This is a genomic window from Monoglobus pectinilyticus, from assembly GCF_002874775.1.
In the GTDB taxonomy this organism is placed as follows: domain Bacteria; phylum Bacillota; class Clostridia; order Monoglobales; family Monoglobaceae; genus Monoglobus; species Monoglobus pectinilyticus.
The window spans coordinates 454988-472873 of sequence record NZ_CP020991.1 but is presented as its reverse complement, the minus strand read 5'-3'; the positions used below and the strand labels follow the sequence as shown (position 1 = coordinate 472873).

Sequence of the window (17886 nt, the reverse complement as noted above, 5' to 3'; positions counted from 1 at the left end):
AGTTCGCCGCAGGATGGTCTTTATTTTAAGTAATAATCTATTTAGTCGTCTTTTTTGCTGTAGTCTTTGAAGTTGTTTTTGCTGCAGCCGGTTTTGCGGCAGATATAGTTGCTTTTTTAGCAGCCGGTTCAGTAGATGCAGCCTTTTTAGCAGTTGTTTTCTTAGCAGCGGCTTTTTTAACTGCAGGCTTTTTAGCACATGAAGATATAGCTGAAAGAGCGTCAGCATTTCCTGTAACAGTAACAGTTCCTTTTTCAATAGCTGTAGCAGCATTGAGTCTGCCGGTTAAAATCTTTGTAAGGTCGCCATACATTAATTCTATTGCAGCGTCGCAGTCTTTATAGTCGTAGCCTTGAACGTCAATCTGACCGTTTTTTGTAGAAATGTACATTGTTCCCTCGCAGTCCTTATTAGTAAAATGAATCTGAATAGCAACGCTGTCCATATCATTTACATTTGCGTCTTTCATAATGCCTTGAACCTTTTCAACTGCCTGGTCAAAAGTCATTTAAAATCACCTATCCTTTGAATATAAATCTTTTCTATAAAGAGTATACCCTAACGAATTTCTTCTGTCAATGTTTGGAAAGCAATTTTTTACATTTTACACTAATGAATAGGCTAACTTTGTTTTATTTCGGTAATTTTTATCATAGAATTTACATAAAAAGGCTTATTATGGCGAATCCGTATTTTACTAAAAGACACAGCAGAATACCTACGACGCATGGAATCACTATTGATAAAGCAACGGTTTTTAAACTTTTGGTTTCACTATATATTGTGAGCAGTGTTGTTATACATGGTGAATGATATAATGTAAGAAGCATCATATTAATTGCGGTAACAATTGTCCAGCCGTTTGCGGTAAGAATATTTTTTAAGGTTTCCATATCGCTTATTTCTGTCATTGAACCTGTCGCTAAATATCCCATAACAAGTATGGGCAGAGTTATTTCGTTTGCAGGCAGAGATAGTATAAAGGCCAATATTATGAAGCCGTCAACTCCTAAAAATCTTCCGAATGGGTCAAGGGCGTTTGAAGCGTAGCTGAGTAATGTTATGCCGTCAATTTGTATATTTGCCATAAGCCAGACCAGTGCGCCTGTCGGAGCTGATACCAATAAAGCTCTGCCGACAATTTTGGCAGTTCGGTTTACAAGCGAGATTATCAGCGTCTTTGCAATTTCCGGTTTGCGGTATTCTGGAAGTTCCAGTGCAAAAATTTCATTGTCATTTTTGTATATTGTTTTTGTAAGACAATATGAAACGCACCAGGTAACAACAACCGAAAGACAAATAAGAAACAAAACGCATAGCATAGGTATTACTCCGGATACCTGAACGGCCATGGAGCCGCCGATAAAAATGGTTGACATTGCAATCAACAGAGCGAAGCGACCATTGCATGGCATAAGACTGTTTGTTAGTATTGCCACAGTTCTCTGAGTTTCGTTTGGCATTATACGAGCGCCTACAACTCCGACACAGTTGCATCCAAGCCCCATGCATTGTGTAAGGCATTGTTTCCCGCTCATGTTAGTTCGTGCATAGCATTTGTCAAGATTAAAAGCAATACGCGGCAGAAATCCGAAATCTTCCAGCAATGTAAAAAGAGGAAAGAAAATTGCCATCGGAGGCAGCATAACCGCGATTATCCAAGTTACAGTTTCGTATACACCGTCACACAAAATTCCAATCAGGAATTGGGGGAAGTGTAAATAAACAAAAAAGCCCTCAACATATGGTTTTAAAAACCCAAATAGTTTTGCTAAAAGGTCCGATGGATAATTTGCTCCGCATATTGTTAGCCATAAAATGAATCCAAGACACAGAATCATTATTGGTATACCGTATCTTTTTGAGGTCAGAATTTTATCGAATTTATATTCAAAGTTTTTTTCATTTTGGTCTTTTGTATATTTAACACACTCATTCATAATCTTTTTTGCTGTTTGCATACGTCCGGAGATTGAAGAAGAACAGTCATTTTTGAAGTTAACGGCGTCTCCGTCTAACCCGGATTTTATTTTAATATTTTTTGGATTCAGCATAAAATCATCTATTAATGTTTTTAGTGAATTGATGTCAGATTTTTTCTTAGCAGATATCCCGATAACGGGAATTCCAAGTGTTTTCTGAAGTTTTTCAAAATTTATTTCTATACCCTTTTTTTTCGCAATATCACAAAGATTTACACAAAATATAGCGTTGTTTCCGCACTTTTCTAAATAATCCAGAGCAAGCCCGATACTTCTTTCAAGACTGGTTCCGTCTCCGATTATAATAGTGGTTGAGCGGCAGACTGATTCCTGTGAATCTTTTGAGCCCAGCATAATTTCTGTTCCTGTAACTTCTTCTTCTGAAAAACAGGAGTTGACAGCATGTGTTCCGGGCAGGTCTATTATTTTGTGTTCGATATTGTTATATGTATATTTTCCGAATGCGGCGTCTACTGTTTTCCCGGACCAATTGCCTGTGTGCTGTTTTAGTCCGGTCAAAGCGTTAAAAACTGTGCTTTTTCCTACGTTAGGATTGCCTAGAAGGTAAAGAGTAAGCTTAGCCGCATTTTTTTCTCCGTTTCCGGATTTAAACCATTTCAGTTTCATATAAATCTCCTGTCACAAATATTTTTTTTGCCTCCCTCTCACGAAGAGCAATGCGAATACTTCTGCCAATGATATATGCAATCGGATCTCCCAGCGGGGACTTAAAAACCGGAGTTATTTTTTCACCGGGCATAAAGCCTAAATTGATTAGATGGTTTTTATGTTCTTTTATTTCAGAATCAATTTTTACTATTATAGCTGTCTCGCCCGGAACCAGTTTATTTAGTGGAAAAATTTGATATTCACTATTTTCACTCATATTATCACCCTTTTCTACAATCATACTATGCGTGCTAATTTCTTTTTGTCACATATTTATTTTGAAAAGTACTTGAAATAAGGGCAAAAGTTTGGTAAAATAAGTTACATTGTTATTTTTGTAGTCAAATGAGGGTGATTGGTTTGGAAATTGATATAGCGAATAATATTAAAACAGTAGAATTGCTTAAAGTAGAGCTTCTTCAAAAAGTAACAGATTTATTTGGTGATATTTCAGCGGAGACAGATTGTGAAACTCTTACAAATCTCACCGAGGATACTGCATGCCTTTTAAACGTCGCATATGTATTGGCGTTTAGATTGGGTGTTGATTTTGATGATATAAATGACGTTATGAAGCAGAAACTAAAATCTGAGATTGATAGTGAACATTTTATTGAGAGACGTTATGGAGATTTGTCTAAACTTCTTAAGTCTCTTTGATATATTTGTTTTATACAATCTTTAATTACAAGAAGGTCTGAATATGAAAAAAGTTACCGCAAGAGCGGTTTGTGAGGGGGCAATAGTTGCTGCGCTCACTGTTTTATTGATGTTTATGGGGATTTATGTTCCTGTTTTCAGAACGCTGGCAATGTTTGTCTGCGGTATACCTCTCGCATATTTGATGATACGGCAAGGCGTATATATATCTGCCGCTTCATTTATTGCGTCATTGCTGCTTATTTTTATTGTGACCGGTGATATAATTTCAGGTCCGTTATCAGGACTGATTACTTTGCTTCCGGGATTAGTAATCGGTTATTGTATGTCGCATAACTGCAGATACTATGTGACGCTGGCGTCCGGCATAGCTGCTGTTTTATTTGGTCTTGTCTTAGATGTCATGATTCTTAACGTTATGGCAGGCGGAGAAAACGGAATTGCCGGAATGCTTGACGAGACGATTAATTCCGTTCAGGGCGCTATGAACACGTATATTTCATCTGTTGAAAATTCTGCAGATATGGGAAATATAGTCAGCGAGGCGTTAAAACAAACTAAAGAAATAATATTAACTTATTTCCCGACAATACTTGTGGTTGCGGCTTCAGTAATGGGTTATATTATAACTTCTCTTTGTATTTTTTTTATGAAAAGATTTAGAGTGAAGAATTACGAGTATGTTAGGTTCTATATGATAAAAGTTCCTAAGAGTTTGAGCGTAGTGACTGTTCTTTTAATGATTGTGTCATTTATGTCAAATGACAGTTCGATATATACATTAGCTCTAAAAAACGTTGTTGCGGTTTTATCATTTGTCCTTGTTATTGACGGTTTATCGCTGGTGGATTTTTCTTTGCGGAAAAAGTTCAGAAGCGGTTATTCAAGGTTTGGGATATATTTGCTGATTCTTATTTTGGGATATTTCTTTATCTCAATAATTTTCTATATTTTAATGTTTGCGGGTATGCTTGATGCAAACATAGATATTAGAATGTTGAAAAAGGCTGGTGATGACAGTGAAAGTTAATAAGTCAAAAGATTATACTATTTCTGAAATCAGATCCGGTTTTTTTAACACTGTTGTCAGCTGTATTGTTGTTTTCCTCTTTGGTTTATTTACTATATTATTCAATAATAAACCTGGAAATGATATGTCAGCCTTTGGATTTGTGGAAATTTTATTTTCCATTGCGCTGCTTGTGTATGGAGTCGTAACTTTAAAATCCAGGAAGAAACGGTTTTATCATTATATGCAGAGTTACTCTTTTTGTGTTGACGCAGTCACACAGACAGCGGTCAAAACATTTGTTCATCCTATGGTAGTTATAAACTCAGAGGGAGAAATAAAATGGAGTAATGATAATTTTCTTGATATGATTGGCAGAGAGTCGCATTATGGAGAGTATATTCAGGATTTATTCAATAATCTTTCCATAAACAGATATCTTGAGAGTCAGGTAAATGTAGTAGATGAATTTGAATTTAATGGAAGAACATATTTAATAAATGGCAGAGCTGTCCATTCAGACTTGATTTCCGATACATTGGCAGGCTTATATTTTGTGGATATTACAGATTTTATGGAATTAAAGCAGGATTTTGACGATAAGCAGTGCGTTCAGTGTCTTGTTGTTATAGATAATTATGACGAGGTTCTTAAAGAGACTCCGAATTCAAATCATGGAGCTTTGCTTGGAGAGATTGAGAGGTGTGTTAACGCATGGGTTTCAAATGCCAATGGTGTATCCAGGAGATATGAAAGAGAAAAGTTCCTAGTCTTTTTTCATAATAAGGAATATAATGATATTATAGAAAAAGAAAAGTATAATGTATTAAACGACGTTAGAAATATAAATCTTGAGAATAAAATTCCGGTGACTCTCAGTATTGGAACAGGCAGAGGCGGAGAAACTTTAGATGAAAACAATAAGATGGCTAATCTTGCTTTGGAGATGGCTCTCGGCAGAGGCGGAGACCAGGTAGTTGTAAAATCACCAATCGCCTATAAGTTTTACGGAGCCAAAAGCCGGGAGGTTGAAAAAAGCACTAAGGTTAAAGCGAGGGTTATGGCACATGCTTTGCGTGAAGCCATCGACCAGTGTTCATGCGTTATGATAATGGGTCACAAAAATGGTGATATGGACTGTTTAGGCGCTTCTATTGGACTTTATCAGGCGATAAAAAGCCGCGGCGTAGACACCTATATTGTTATGAGAAAAAACAATACTAACGCAAAATTGCTTTTGAATAATTTTACTAATGATCCTAAATATATGAATAATATTATAACAGGTGATAAAGCGCTGACCTTAATGGATAAGCAAACACTTGTAATTGTAGTTGATACGCACAGGCGCAGCATGGTTGAATTTGAAGAGGTTTTGTCAGCCTCAAAGTCAATAGTTCTTATTGACCATCATCGCCGTTCTGAAGATTTTATTGACAATGCTGTGCTCACATATCATGAGCCGTATGCGTCTTCAGCATGTGAAATGGTAACAGAAATTCTACAGTATATTCAGGATAATCCTAAAATTGGTTTAAAGGAAGCTGAGGCGCTGTATGCAGGAATATTTCTTGACACTAAAGGATTTACCTTTAAAACCGGAGTCAGAACATTTGAAGCGGCTGCGTATTTGAGAAGAATGGGCGTTGACCCGGTTAATATCAGAAGGTTGTTTAAAACTGATATAAGGGATTCTGTAAGATTGTCTAAGGTTATCAGCAGTGCAAAAATATACCGAGATAATATAGCTGTTGCTGTTTGTGAAGATACCGGCAAAGATTTGCAGGTGTTGGTTGCAAAAGCGGCCGATGAACTTTTAAATATATCAGGTATAGAGGCTTCATTTGTTATAGCCCGGCTTGGTCACAAGATAATTATTAGCGGGCGTTCTTTGGAGACCGTTAATGTTCAGCTGATTTTGGAACGGCTGGGAGGCGGCGGACATATAACCATAGCCGGAGCGCAGCTTTCAAACCAAGATATGGATATAGCATTAGAGCAGCTTCAAAAAGCGATAGATGATGTGCTGGACGACCGTGAATAAATTTTAATTATATATAAATTTGGAAGGAGGATATGGACAAGTTTATTGTTCATGAATAGATAATATGAAAGTGATTTTAACGCAGGATGTTAAAGCCCAGGGGAAAAAGGGTGATTTGATTAATGTTAGCGATGGATATGCAAATAATTTTTTGTTAAAAAAGGGGTTAGCTAAGGTTGCCACTAAACAAGCTATAAATGAGCTTGAGGGTAAAAAGGGAGCGGAAGAATACAGACGTAATCAAGAAGAAGAAAAAGCCAAGAACATTGCCGATAGAATGAAAGAGTTTACGGTTAAGCTTACGGCTAAGAGCGGTAAGGAGGGAAAATTGTTTGGCTCAATTACGTCTAAAGATGTTGCGCAGGCTTTAAAAGAGCAGTATAATATTGAGGTGGATAAGAGAAAAATTGATCTCCCTGATGGAATAAAGACATGCGGTACTCGTGACGTCAATGTTTCATTATATCATGGAGTGACGGGAACTTTTAAAGTCCAGGTAACAGAGGAATAATTTTTTTATGAATTGAATTTAAGAGGTTAGGAGTTGAAATAGGGGTTGGAAGACTTAAATATTTATTCGGATAACGTTGATTCAGAAAATTCTGTTTCGGAGCTTAGAAGCATGCCTTTCAGTGATGAAGCTGAACAGTCTGTTTTAGGAGCGATGATAATTTCAAGAGATAGAATCCCTGATGTCATCGGCCTTATTTCCTCAGGTGACTTTTATATTGAAAGACATAGAGAACTTTTTGAAACTCTAACCGATTTGTTTAACATGGGTCAGCCTATAGATTTTGTTACAATAAAAAGACAGCTGGAAATGCGGGGAAGTATTGATAAAATCGGTGGTCTTGATTTTATATTTAAACTTATGGATTTGGTTCCGTCTACTGATGAGAACAGCGTCAGACACTACTCCAATATTGTGCGTGAAAAATCAGAGCTTAGAAAGCTTATAAATGTTTCAGAAGCTATAACTAAGCGCTGTTACGCTTCGGAGGACGATGTTGACGATATAATCGGAAGCGCAGAGCAGGGAATAATAAATATAACCCAGAACCGTAATACAACGGGATTGTCTCATATATCGGTTTATCTTGATGAAAGTATTGAAAAGCTTGAGAAGCTTTCAGATGCAAATGAGAGTGTGACTGGTTTGACAACGGGATTTGTTGACCTCGACAGACGTACTGCCGGACTGCACCCTGCTGAATTTATTTTGATTGCGGCACGTCCCGGTATGGGTAAGTCGGCTCTCGCGCTGAATATAGCACAGAATGCAGCTATAATGGACAGAGCTGCTGTTGCCATATTTAGTTTGGAGATGCCGGGAATACAGATTGCAAACCGTATGCTCTCAGCGCAGGCGAAGGTTAGCGCCGAACGCATAAAGCGCGGTGATTTAAAAGATGACGACTGGCCGAAATTGGGTGAAGCTTTGGCAGCTTTATCTGACACAAAAATTTATATTGACGATAATTCAAGTGTTACTGCTACGGAAATAGGAGCCAAATGCAGAAAGATGAAAATTGAGAAGGGGTTGGACTTGGTAATCATTGATTATCTCCAGCTTATGAGTTCAGGTATGAGCGGGGTTAATCGTCAGCAGGAAGTTTCTGATATTTCAAGAACTCTGAAGGTTATGGCAAATGATTTGGGGATTCCTGTTATTGCGTTGTCACAGCTTAACCGTTCGGTTGAGAAACGTGATGTAAAGGAGCCGGTTTTGAGTGATTTGAGAGAATCCGGTTCAATTGAGCAGGATGCTGATATGGTAATATTTTTGTATCGTGAAGGATACTATAATGAAGATTGTGAAGAGCCAAATAAGACAAAAATAAAATTTGATAAACATAGAAACGGTGAAGTCGGAAGCGAATTCTTATCGTGGCTTGGAGAATATACAAAATTTGCTAACTGGAGCGGTATGCGTGAATAATAATTTTGCAGATGATGTCCCTGTGATTATTTCATCGGTGACAAAGAAAATTGTAAATACAATCAATGTGCACGGTCTTGCTGAAAACGGTTCGTCCATTCTTGTTGCAGTATCCGGCGGTGCTGATTCTGTATGTCTTCTCCATGTTTTGAATCAAATAAAAACGAGTAATAATTTTAAAATATATGCCGCTCATTTAAATCATCAGATACGCGGTGACGAAGCAAATAGAGATGAGGAATATGTTAAAAAGCTGTGTTCTGAGTTTGGCGTTGAGTGTTTTACAGAACATGCTGATATTCCCAAAATGGCTTTAGAGCATGGTATGACAGAAGAAGAAGCAGGACGAGCAGCAAGATATAATTTTTTTAAGCGCATATGTAAAGAGAATGATATAGATTATATAGCAACTGCCCATAACAAGAATGACCAGGCGGAGACCGTCTTAATGAGAGTAATCCGCGGTAGCGGATTATCAGGGCTCAGAGGGATAAAATATAAAAGGGAAGACGGTGTTATAAGACCGCTTCTTGACGTCACAAGAGCCGATATAGAAAAGTATTGTGCAGAAGCCGGTTTAGAATATAAAACCGACAGCACAAATAATGATGACAATTATACTAGGAATAGAATTCGTCATAAGTTAATACCAATGATAGAGAAGGATTTTAATCCCAGTATAATAGACAGTTTATCAAATCTGGCCAATAATCTTGATGATGACGGAGAGTTTATAGATGGATATGTCTCAAGGCTTTATGAACGCTTAAGGTCTCCGATGCCCGGGGGAAATTTCAAAGCACTACATATTAACTCTATGAAACTTATAAAAAGCCGAGCAGTTTTGTCAAGACTTATTATATCCTGCGCAAGAGATGAGATGGGGCAGGATTATTCTCTTGAGAAAAAGCATATAAATTCTGTGCTGGCTTTAATGAGTGACAATGGCGGAGCAGCTGTAAACCTTCCGGGAGGGCTTAGAGTTGTTAAACGTTATGGCTGGCTTGAGTTTTGTTCAGAAGTCGAAAATGCTCAAAAAGATTTAAATTCTTCTAACAATGGTGATTTTTGTATTGAAGTTACTCCAAATAAGTTATATAATATAAAAAATGCCGGGGTAAACATATCTTATATTTTAGTGAATTCAAACGCACTGAAGCTCTCTGACGGCGATATTGCACTTGACGCCGATAAGTTAGGCGTTACTGAGACGTTTTCGACAAGCCGGTTTTATGTTAGAAATAGGCGTCCGGGTGATAAATTTGCCGTGTATAAGAACGGCAAAAGTAAAAAATTGAAAAATTTATTCATTGACTTGAAAATTCGGAGCGAAAAAAGAGACAGCGTTCCACTGTTTTGCAATGAGAACGGAGAAATATTAGCCATACTTGGAATAAGAGCTAATGAAAAATATAAAATGACCCGTTTTACTAAAAATATATTGGTGATACATTATGAAAAATATGAAGATTAAAGAAATAATGTTTACAGAAAATGATATTGACGGGATAGTTTCAGAATTAGCGGATAAAATAAACAGTGACTATAAGGATTGTCAAAGCCTTACTTTAATTTGTGTTTTAAAGGGGTCTGTAATTTTTACTGCCGATTTAATACGCAAACTAAAAATTCCGGATATAGATTTGAATTTTATATCTGCGTCCAGTTATGGGGATTCGGATATAAGCTGCGGAGAAGTTAAGTTTGAATCGGTTAAAGAATTTAATGTTTCAAATAATGATGTTTTGGTAATCGAGGATATTGTTGATACCGGAAAAACGTTAAAGAAACTGGTTGGATATTTAAAGGGCAAGAGTCCTAAAAGTCTTAAGGTGTGTGGAATGTTCGATAAGCCGGAGCGTCGTTCTGTTGAGTTTGAACCTGATTATATAGGCCGTTCAATCCCTGATAAATTTATAGTTGGATACGGATTGGATTATGCGGAAAAATACAGAAATCTGCCGTATGTTGCGGTGGTGGAAGAGGAAACTGTTTAAAATAATCGGCGGCAGGAAGCCGAAATAGAGAGTCAGGAGGAATAAATATGAAACATTTTAATGAGTATTCAGCTGTGTCTTTTGCTGAACCTTATGTTAAAAAGACCGCAGATTTTTTGGGTGACGCGAAGGAACGGGCAAAGTTCAAGTATTGCCAAGAAAAGAAAAAGATTGAACGCCGCCGCAAAAAAGCAAAAATAAAGGATTTTATTGAAAATAGTATCGGATTAATATTGATTATTGCCGGTATAATCGGTGGAATAACCGCTGCTATTTTCATTGCAAAAAAATGTTTGTCAGGCTCAGGCTGCTGCGGCAAGCATAAAATTGTGTCTTGCAGTGATAATGCTGAGCAAAATGAGGAGCAGGACGTACAGCCGGAAGAAAAGAAGAGAGAACATAAGAAAAATTCAGGGTATATAACCTTGTAATCTTAATAGAAAAAACCTATATGAAAGAAGGACATAACTAATATGGATATCAAAACTAAATTTTCTGATAAGGTAAAGGATTTGGAAGCGTCAGCAATACGTGAAATTTTTAAACTGCTGGATAAGCCTGGCATAATATCTTTTGCGGGAGGAGCTCCTGACCCGGAGCTTTTTCCGTGTGATGAGCTTTCGGAAGTTGCTGCCGACGTTTTAAAAAATAATGGCAAAATTGCGCTTCAATATGGTGTGACAGAAGGATATGCACCTTTGCGTGATTGGGTTAAAAACCGTCTTGTTTCACAAGGGATTATCAAAGAGAATGATAATAATGAGACAATAATAGTAAGCGGCGGACAGCAGGGAATTGATTTGGCTTCAAAATCTCTTTTGAATCCGGGAGACGCTGTTGTCTGTGAACAGCCAAGCTTTATAGGCGGTCTTAATTGTTTCCGTTCTTATAATGCAGAAATATATGGAGTAAAAGTTCAGAGCGATGGAATTGATATGGAAGAGCTTGAGGCGCTTTTGAAACAGCATAGCAATATAAAGATATTATATACAATTGCAACTTTTCAGAATCCGTCCGGAATCACAATGTCTCTTGAGAAAAGAAAAAAACTGCTTGAGTTGGCTGAACAGTATGACTTTATGATATTTGAGGACAACCCTTACGGAGAGCTTAGGTTTGCAGGAGATGATGTTCCAACAATAAAATCGCTGGATACTCAAGGACGAGTTGTGTATCTGGGTTCATTCTCAAAGATATTGTCTCCGGGTATCAGGGTTGGATTCACTTCATGCGATAAAGAGCTTATGGAAAGAATGATTATCTGTAAGCAGGTTCAGGATGTACATACAAATGTTTTGGCTCAGATGGTCGTATATGGATTCCTAACAAAATATTCAATAGACGAGCATATTTCAAAACTAAAAGAGACATATGGTGAAAAGTGCAGGTTTATGTGCGAGTGCATGGACAAGTATTTCCCAAGTTCAGTTAGTCATACTGTTCCGGAAGGCGGTATATTCCTTTTCTGTGAAATGCCTGATGGATACGATACCAAAGCTATTATGGCGAAAGCGGTAGACAGAGGTGTTGCTTTTGTACCTGGCTCAACTACTATGATTGATGATAAAGCTGTTTGCAGCAGTTTCAGAATGAATTATTCAACTGCGTCAAAAGAGCAGATAGAAAGCGGAATAAAAACTTTGGGCGATTTGCTAAAAGAAGAAGTAGGTGAATAATTTGGAAGATACAAAGAAGAGAATTTTAAGCGGTATACAGCCATCCGGCGCATTGACACTGGGAAATTATGTGGGAGCGCTCAGAAATTGGGTGAATCTGTCAAAAACAGATGAATACGAGTGTTATTTTATGCTTGCCGATATGCACACCATAACTGTAAGGCAGGAACCAAAGGATTTTAGAAAAAACTCTATGGATTTATTAGCACTTTTTATAGCTTCAGGTCTTGACCCGGAAAAGAGCCCTATATTTTTTCAATCCCATGTTCCGGCGCATTCTATGCTGGCGTGGGTAATGATTTGCAACACTTACATGGGCGAGCTTTCAAGAATGACTCAGTATAAGGATAAAGCTAAAAAACATGCTAATAATTTAAATGCAGGTCTTTTTACTTATCCTTCTCTTATGGCTGCTGATATTTTACTGTATCAGGCAGATTTGGTTCCGGTGGGAAACGACCAGTCTCAGCATTTGGAGATAACCAGGGATTTAGCGAATCGTTTCAATAATGCATACAGCGAGACTTTCAAAATTCCAGAGCCATATATACCCGAGGTCGGAGCCCGCATTATGAGCCTGCAGGAGCCGACGCAAAAAATGTCAAAATCAGATACTAATGAGAATGGATATATTCTTCTTCTTGACCCGGTTGATAAAATTGTTAAGAAAATTAAGCGTGCGGTCACTGATTCAGGCAGTGAGGTGAAACGCGGTGAAGGAAAAGAAGGCGTTGAGAACTTGATGAGTATTTATTCTGCAGTAACCGGTAAAACCATGGATGAAATTGAAGCCGAGTTTGACGGAAAGGGTTACGGCGACTTTAAAAATGCTGTGGCAGAGGCTGTTGTGGATACTATAAGACCTATACAGGACAAGTATAACGACCTTATGAAGAATAAGGATTATCTTAAACAAGTATACAAGTCCGGCGCTGACAAGGCAAATCGGACAGCAATGAAAACTTTGTCTAAAGTATATCGTAAGGTAGGGTTTATTGAACCTTAATCAATTCAGGAGGATTTCCTATGATTTTCGATAATAATATATATGTGCTGCTTGCGCTTGTTGTGGCCTTTTTGGTAGCGTTTTCCGCAACTCCTATGGTAATATCGCTGGCGCATAAGGTGAATGCTATTGATGTTCCGAAAGATTCAAGACGAGTACATAAAAAGCCGATTCCGCTGATGGGCGGTTTGGCAATATTCTATGGATTTATAGTAAGCGTCGCTTGTTTTGCTACAATTGATATAGAAGTTATGGGCATATTAATTGGATGCGCTATAATTGTTACAACGGGCGTCATTGACGATATTACTGAAATGAAGCCTATTGTGAAGCTTGTGTGTCAGATTTTGGCAGCGGCTGTTGTAGTATACTGCGGAGTTCGTATTGAACATTTTGCCAATCCTTTCAGCGCATGGTTCGGAGGACCTTATATAGTCATGAACTATTGGGTTTCATGCGTTGTTACTATGTTTTGGATTGTGGGAATATGTAACGCTGTAAACTTGCTGGATGGATTAGATGGCTTAGCGGTTGGTGTTTCCTCTATATCTTCAATTGCATTGCTGGCATTAACTTTAATCAGTGATAATCTCAATGTAGCTATTTTGACAGCTGCGGTTGCAGGAGCTGGATTTGGATTTTTGCCGTATAATTTTAACCCGGCAAAGATATTTATGGGTGATACTGGGGCGCTGTTTTTAGGTTTTATTTTGGCTTGTATATCAGTGCAGGGTATGCTTAAAATGTCAGCTGTTATCACTTTTGCGGTGCCTATTTTAATATTGGGACTGCCGATTTTTGACACTATGTTCGCAATTATAAGACGTGTGCTTACCGGTCATTCTCCTATGCAGGCTGACAGAGGACATCTTCATCACCGTTTGCTGGATATGGGCTTTTCTCAGCGCAGGGTTGTAACTATTTTATATACTTTGACCGCTGTTTTATGTATGACTGCCGTAGTTATCTCTATAAAAGGATATGGCAGAGGATTGATATTAATTTGCTCAGTGCTTTTGATTATATTGGTTTCAATAAAGGTTATGGGAGAGCTTCATGATCCCGGCGAATATATTAACTATAATGCTGACGAACAGTTGACCGAGGAGGATAACTATAATGAAGAAGATTAAGGTAATGACGATTTTCGGGACAAGACCGGAAGCAATAAAAATGGCGCCATTGGTGAAAGAACTTGAAAAAAATAGTGACAGGATTGAGTCAATTGTTTGCGTTACGGCTCAGCATCGCGAGATGTTGGATCAGGTGCTTAAAATTTTTGATATAAAGCCGGATTATGATTTAGATATTATGCACGAGAGACAAACTTTAGTTAATATTGCTACCAGAGCTCTTGAGGGTTTGGATGAAATAATGAAGGAAGTCAAGCCGGATGTAGTATTGGTTCATGGCGATACATCGACCACTTTTGCAGGAAGTCTTGCCGCATATTATAACCAAATTCTTTTGGGGCATGTTGAAGCAGGGCTTAGGACTTATGATAAATATTTTCCGTTCCCGGAGGAGATTAACCGCCGCATAACAGGAGTTATCGCGGATATGCACTTTGCTCCTACAAAAAGAAATGAAAATAACCTTTTATCTGAGAATACTCCAAAAGAGAATATATATGTTACTGGAAACACTGTTATAGACGCTTTAAAAACTACGGTAAAAGATGACTATGAGTTTTCTGATGAAGGACTAAAAACTTTAAATTGGGACACTAAAAAGGTTATTGTTATGACTGCTCATAGGCGTGAGAATTTGGGCGAACCGTTAAAAAACATTTGCCGTGCAGTATTAAGAATAGTAAATGACTTTGATGATGTTGAGGTTGTATATCCTGTACATTTAAATCCTGCGGTAAGGGAAGTAGTATTTGATATTTTAGGAAATCATGACAGAATAAAGCTTATAGACCCTGTAAATGCTGACGAACTTCATAATGCTATAAAGCGAGGTTATTTGGTTTTGACTGATTCGGGCGGTTTGCAGGAGGAAGCACCTTCTTTGGGCAAGCCGGTCTTGGTTTTAAGAAATGAAACAGAAAGACCGGAAGCCGTTGACGCCGGAACAGTAAAAATTGCCGGCGTTAATGAGGATAACATTTATAATATGACTAAAGAATTGATAGAAAATGTTAATGAGTATGAAAAAATGGCTCATGCGGTTAACCCATACGGTGACGGTCATGCCTCTGAAAGAATAGTTAAAGCTATAATTGAAAGATTTGATAAATAGAGAATTAATAAATATGATATAAAAATGACAGCGGATTGATTCTGCTGTCTTTTTTTATAAAGAGGTTAATAATATAAAATATATTATTAATATATTTTAATCTAGATAGATGATAAATCATACGGATTTGGATTACAGATGTTATCTGTTTATGTAATTATTTAAACAGTAAATTATTTTATATAGTATATTAAAAAGTAAACATTCAATAAACTATTATTATAAAATCAAGTGTATGAACTGGAAGACAACAATCGCGTAAGCAACAAGCCATACAAATTAAACAAAATATAATTGTTCACTAACTATAAAAACAACCTGTTATTTTAAAGTATATTAAAATAAATATTTAATAAAGGCTCATCAATCAGCAAGCATCGGCAGGGTGCCGGCAGGCACCACGTAAGGCGCGCAGGCGAGGAATGCAGCAAAATATAATTATTGATTAAATTAAAAAATCAACTTGTCATTATAAAATATATTGAAAATAAATATATAATAAAGATACATTAACAAGCAAGCATCGGCAGGGTGCCGACAGGCACCACGTAAGGCGCGCAGGCGAGGAATGCAGTAAATAATTATTGATTAAATTAAAAAATCAACTTGTCATTATAAAATATATTGAAAATAAATATATAATAAAGATACATTAACAAGCAAGCATCGGCAGGGTGCCGACAGGCACCACGTAAGGCGCGCAGGCGAGGAATGCAGTAAATAATTATTGATTAAATTAAAAAATCAACTTGTCATTATAAAATATATTGAAAATAAATATATAATAAAGATACATTAACAAGCAAGCATCGGCAGGGTGCCGACAGGTACCACGTAAGGCGCGCAGTCACGGAATGCAGTAAAATATAGTTAATGATGAAATAAAAAATAACTTGTCACAATGAAATATATAGAAAACAATATATAATTAAGGAACATTAATCAGCAAGCATCGGTAGGGTGCCGACATGCACTACATAAGGCGGCAGGCACAGGAGTACATTTATTCTTTAAATAGTTACAAAACCATAATAATATTATTTTAACATTAAGAGGAGCGCGATTAACGCTCCTCTTATAAGTTACAGATATAAATATTTTGAGTAATTTTTCTTATAATAAAATTGCTTTAAAAATTAAACATTATTTTAAACATATAGTATAAATTTATGTATTGTTAATTATGTTTAGCAGGACTTGCGCTGCGAACTCCAAGACTGTCTTTTTCCCATATTCTTGTTGTGTATACTATTAATAATATGAGCGCTGAGAGCCCATTACTTACAACAACAGAATACCAAATACTTTCTACACCCATATGAAGTATATTTTGGCAGAAGAAAATAGTTGCAAATCTAAATACCCATAATCTTGTAGCTTCTATAATCATAGTAATTTTTGTTTTTCCTGACCCGTTTAATAATCCAACAGTACAGTTATATACACTGTTAGTAAAGCACCAAAATGACATTATAGAAATAAAATCAACTGCCATCGGAACAACAGTGTTATCAGATGTAAATATGTTTACAATAATAGTTGATACAGCGGGTCTTGATAGAATCATACCCATTATAAAAAGCAGTCCCATGCCAACAATGGTTGCTGTTTTATAACCTTTTTCAGCGCGTTTTATTTGTCCGGCGCCTAAATTCTGTCCTACAATAGTGGAGGTAGCAGAACCCAAAGCGTTTGCAGGCAGAGTTATGATTCCGTTGATTTTATTTCCAACGCCATATGCAGCCATAGCGGATGAACCGAAAACATATACGTTCTTTGACATAAGTACAAATCCAAACTGCATAGCGCTGCTTCCCAATGCGGTTGGAAGACCGACTGAAATGATTTTTTTAATTTTGTTCCATTTTGGTCTCATATATCTTAAATCCAAAGATATAGAATTATTTCTGTTTAATAAGTATTTAAGTGCGATTATCGCACATGGAATTTTAGCTCCAAGGGTCGCAATTGCCGCCCCTCCAATACCCATATGAAAGACCATTAAAAACAGCGGATCGAGAATCATATTTATTACAATGCCCAGGAAGTTTATAAGCATAGGGAATATTGTATTTCCCTGAGATTGATTAACCGCTCCGAAAATGTTTATTATAAATAATAAAGGAGTATCCAAGATAACTATACGTAAATAAATATTGCCAAGTGAAAAAATTTCGCCGTCTGCTCCCATCCAAGATGTAATTATTGGTGTTAGAGCAAAAAGCGTGCCGGCGCAGAATACTGAAAATATCATAGCGCAAACAAAAATTTGGTTTGCCATTGATTTAGCGCTTCTCATTCGTCCGGCTCCTATGTATTGTGCCATCAAAATTGAGCCGGCCATTGTTATTCCTTGTCCAAAGCTCATCATAGTACTTTGAATCGGTGATACCATTGAGATAGCGGCTTGAGGTATGGTGCCTATTTTCCCGAGCCAGAATGTGTCTGTCAGGTTATACATTTGTTGCAAGAAGTTAGTGATTATAATTGGAATTGCTAAAAACAATAGGGCTCGTATAACATTGCCTTCCAAAATTAAATCACGGTTGTTCTTTACTAAAAAAATTCGTTTAAGTTTTTCCACTTAACGTTACCCCCATAATTATTTTCTTACCTAGGTTAATATTATAGAACATATTTTTATTATATTCTATAAACTT

16 protein-coding genes are annotated in these 17886 nt (G+C 37.0%); 12 read left to right on the top strand and 4 right to left on the bottom strand.

Annotated features, from left to right (window positions below; genetic code table 11):
• Positions 1–37 precede the first annotated feature (37 nt).
• The 3 genes from B9O19_RS02075 to B9O19_RS02065 form a co-directional block, all read right to left on the bottom strand.
• Complete coding sequence (locus B9O19_RS02075) at positions 38–508, bottom strand: SCP2 sterol-binding domain-containing protein (RefSeq protein ID WP_179947307.1); 471 nt, start codon at positions 506–508, stop codon at positions 38–40.
• A gap of 151 nt (positions 509–659) precedes the next feature.
• Positions 660–2609 (bottom strand): ferrous iron transporter B, encoded by a 1950-nt coding sequence (locus B9O19_RS02070; RefSeq protein ID WP_102364888.1) that lies wholly within the window; start codon positions 2607–2609, stop codon positions 660–662.
• Positions 2590–2868 carry a FeoA family protein gene (locus tag B9O19_RS02065; protein WP_158648890.1) on the bottom strand — a complete coding sequence of 93 codons (279 nt, stop codon included), beginning with the start codon at positions 2866–2868 and terminating at the stop codon, positions 2590–2592. Before B9O19_RS02065 ends, B9O19_RS02070 begins: the two co-directional genes overlap by 20 nt.
• 143 nt (positions 2869–3011) lie before the next feature.
• Here B9O19_RS02065 and B9O19_RS02060 point away from each other — a divergent pair, with 143 nt between their 5' ends.
• From B9O19_RS02060 to wecB, 12 genes are all read left to right on the top strand, one after another.
• On the top strand, positions 3012–3311 hold the full coding sequence (locus B9O19_RS02060; RefSeq protein WP_158648889.1) for a MazG-like family protein: 300 nt from the start codon (positions 3012–3014) through the stop codon (positions 3309–3311).
• 43 nt (positions 3312–3354) lie between these two features.
• Positions 3355–4341, top strand: coding sequence for a DUF2232 domain-containing protein (locus tag B9O19_RS02055; protein ID WP_102364885.1), 987 nt, complete (start codon positions 3355–3357; stop codon positions 4339–4341).
• Positions 4331–6364 (top strand): DHH family phosphoesterase, encoded by a 2034-nt coding sequence (locus B9O19_RS02050; RefSeq protein WP_158648888.1) that lies wholly within the window; start codon positions 4331–4333, stop codon positions 6362–6364. The genes B9O19_RS02055 and B9O19_RS02050 overlap by 11 nt, the downstream gene beginning before the upstream one ends.
• Before the next feature lie 64 nt (positions 6365–6428).
• The gene (gene rplI, locus B9O19_RS02045; protein WP_102364883.1) at positions 6429–6875 is read left to right on the top strand and encodes a 50S ribosomal protein L9; all 447 of its coding nucleotides are present in this window, start codon (positions 6429–6431) and stop codon (positions 6873–6875) included.
• A gap of 45 nt (positions 6876–6920) precedes the next feature.
• Positions 6921–8303, top strand: coding sequence for a replicative DNA helicase (gene dnaB, locus B9O19_RS02040; RefSeq protein WP_245862975.1), 1383 nt, complete (start codon positions 6921–6923; stop codon positions 8301–8303).
• Entirely contained in the window at positions 8296–9777 is a 1482-nt protein-coding gene (gene tilS / locus B9O19_RS02035) for a tRNA lysidine(34) synthetase TilS (protein ID WP_158648887.1), read from the top strand. The genes dnaB and tilS overlap by 8 nt, the downstream gene beginning before the upstream one ends.
• Complete coding sequence (gene hpt, locus B9O19_RS02030) at positions 9758–10300, top strand: hypoxanthine phosphoribosyltransferase (protein ID WP_102364881.1); 543 nt, start codon at positions 9758–9760, stop codon at positions 10298–10300. The genes tilS and hpt overlap by 20 nt, the downstream gene beginning before the upstream one ends.
• Before the next feature lie 47 nt (positions 10301–10347).
• The gene (locus tag B9O19_RS02025; RefSeq protein ID WP_102364880.1) at positions 10348–10731 is read left to right on the top strand and encodes a hypothetical protein; all 384 of its coding nucleotides are present in this window, start codon (positions 10348–10350) and stop codon (positions 10729–10731) included.
• A gap of 42 nt (positions 10732–10773) precedes the next feature.
• On the top strand, positions 10774–11976 hold the full coding sequence (locus B9O19_RS02020) for an aminotransferase-like domain-containing protein (RefSeq protein WP_245862973.1): 1203 nt from the start codon (positions 10774–10776) through the stop codon (positions 11974–11976).
• Between the two features lies 1 nt (position 11977).
• A complete protein-coding gene (gene trpS, locus B9O19_RS02015) occupies positions 11978–12982 on the top strand; it encodes a tryptophan--tRNA ligase (protein WP_102364879.1) in 1005 nt (334 codons plus the stop codon).
• Between the two features lie 20 nt (positions 12983–13002).
• Positions 13003–14115: a glycosyltransferase family 4 protein gene (locus tag B9O19_RS02010; protein ID WP_102364878.1), complete on the top strand. Its 1113-nt coding sequence runs from the start codon at positions 13003–13005 to the stop codon at positions 14113–14115.
• The gene (wecB, locus tag B9O19_RS02005) at positions 14102–15226 is read left to right on the top strand and encodes a non-hydrolyzing UDP-N-acetylglucosamine 2-epimerase (RefSeq protein WP_102364877.1); all 1125 of its coding nucleotides are present in this window, start codon (positions 14102–14104) and stop codon (positions 15224–15226) included. Before B9O19_RS02010 ends, wecB begins: the two co-directional genes overlap by 14 nt.
• Before the next feature lie 1177 nt (positions 15227–16403).
• Here wecB and B9O19_RS02000 read toward each other — a convergent pair.
• Positions 16404–17810, bottom strand: a complete 1407-nt coding sequence (locus B9O19_RS02000) for an MATE family efflux transporter (protein ID WP_102364876.1) — start codon at positions 17808–17810, stop codon at positions 16404–16406.
• Positions 17811–17886 lie beyond the last annotated feature (76 nt).

Coding starts and splice junctions, on each gene's coding strand:
- B9O19_RS02075 (WP_179947307.1), bottom strand. CDS start 508: ATGACTTTTGACCAGGCAGTTGAAAAGGTTCAAGGCATTATGAAAGAC.
- B9O19_RS02070 (WP_102364888.1), bottom strand. CDS start 2,609: ATGAAACTGAAATGGTTTAAATCCGGAAACGGAGAAAAAAATGCGGCT.
- B9O19_RS02065 (WP_158648890.1), bottom strand. CDS start 2,868: ATGAGTGAAAATAGTGAATATCAAATTTTTCCACTAAATAAACTGGTT.
- B9O19_RS02055 (WP_102364885.1), top strand. CDS start 3,355: ATGAAAAAAGTTACCGCAAGAGCGGTTTGTGAGGGGGCAATAGTTGCT.
- rplI (WP_102364883.1), top strand. CDS start 6,429: ATGAAAGTGATTTTAACGCAGGATGTTAAAGCCCAGGGGAAAAAGGGT.
- hpt (WP_102364881.1), top strand. CDS start 9,758: ATGAAAAATATGAAGATTAAAGAAATAATGTTTACAGAAAATGATATT.
- B9O19_RS02025 (WP_102364880.1), top strand. CDS start 10,348: ATGAAACATTTTAATGAGTATTCAGCTGTGTCTTTTGCTGAACCTTAT.
- B9O19_RS02020 (WP_245862973.1), top strand. CDS start 10,774: ATGGATATCAAAACTAAATTTTCTGATAAGGTAAAGGATTTGGAAGCG.
- B9O19_RS02010 (WP_102364878.1), top strand. CDS start 13,003: ATGATTTTCGATAATAATATATATGTGCTGCTTGCGCTTGTTGTGGCC.
- wecB (WP_102364877.1), top strand. CDS start 14,102: ATGAAGAAGATTAAGGTAATGACGATTTTCGGGACAAGACCGGAAGCA.